Source organism: Wohlfahrtiimonas larvae, from assembly GCF_002006755.1.
In the GTDB taxonomy this organism is placed as follows: Bacteria; Pseudomonadota; Gammaproteobacteria; order Cardiobacteriales; family Wohlfahrtiimonadaceae; genus Wohlfahrtiimonas; species Wohlfahrtiimonas larvae.
Map to the genome: position 1 here is coordinate 1 of NZ_MVDO01000270.1, position 1,009 is coordinate 1,009.

Here is a 1,009-nt window from a genome sequence, read left to right on the forward strand (position 1 = left end):
AGTGATCAAGATTTGGATTTTCTATAAGACTACGTAACCCTTGTTCTGTTGTAGGATATTGTCCAATATCTTTATAATAAAGATTCAAAGCACCTTCTATTGAACGAATATTTTGTTTCACTTCAACCAATTGGCTATCATCATCAAATCCCAAAAATTTTTGCCCTAAAATTGTAATCACTATGGCCACAATAATTGAAATGATCATTAATTCTACCAATGACAAAGACTTTCGATATAAAAATCCTAAAGACTGCTTTGTCATAACTATTCACACACCAATTGATTAAAAATAGTGAAGTATTTTGGAAATGTTTTATTCACACATTGTGGGTCTTCGATAATAATCGGTACTAGAAAGCTACATAATGAAAAACACATTGCCATACGATGGTCATCATAAGTTGCAATAGAAATATTTTCATTGAGCTTTTCAACTGGCGAAACTTCAATGAAATCTTCACCCTCTACAACATCAGCACCTAGTTTTTTTAATTCTGTCGCCATAGCATGAATGCGGTCAGTTTCTTTAACACGCCAACTACCAATGTTGCGCAATGTTGTTTTACCTTCAGCAAAAAGTGCTAATATAGCTAAAGTCATCGCTGCATCAGGAATATGATTACAATCTAAATTGATGCCTTTTAAACCTGATTTTGGCTTTTTCACAATGACTTGATGCTCATCCCATTCAACAATCGCCCCCATCATTTCTAAAGCGCGTAAGAATTCAACATCGCCTTGAATTGTTTTTGTGCCAATGCCATGCATTTTGATTTCACCACCAATTGCACCCAATGCAGCAAAATATGATGCACTCGATGCATCACCTTCCACATAATAATCTTTAGGTGATTGGTATTCTTGATGCGCAGGAATATAAAAAGATTCCCAATTACGATTTTCCACCACAATGCCAAAATCTTTCAGCATCGATAATGTGATCGTAATGTATGGCTTTGAAATTAGCTCGCCATCGATTTTAATCGTCATCGCTTTTTGCGTCATC

Annotated in this window: 1 protein-coding gene and 1 pseudogene; both read right to left on the reverse strand. The window is 35.2% G+C overall.

Annotated features, from left to right (window positions below; genetic code table 11):
- Positions 1 to 265 (reverse strand): type II secretion system protein GspG (locus BZK14_RS12985; protein ID WP_143691487.1); only part of this gene is annotated, 265 nt, incomplete at its 3' end.
- Positions 266 to 267: 2 nt separating this feature from the next.
- A pseudogene (locus tag BZK14_RS12990) lies at positions 268 to 1,009 on the reverse strand (3-phosphoshikimate 1-carboxyvinyltransferase); the annotation flags it as partial.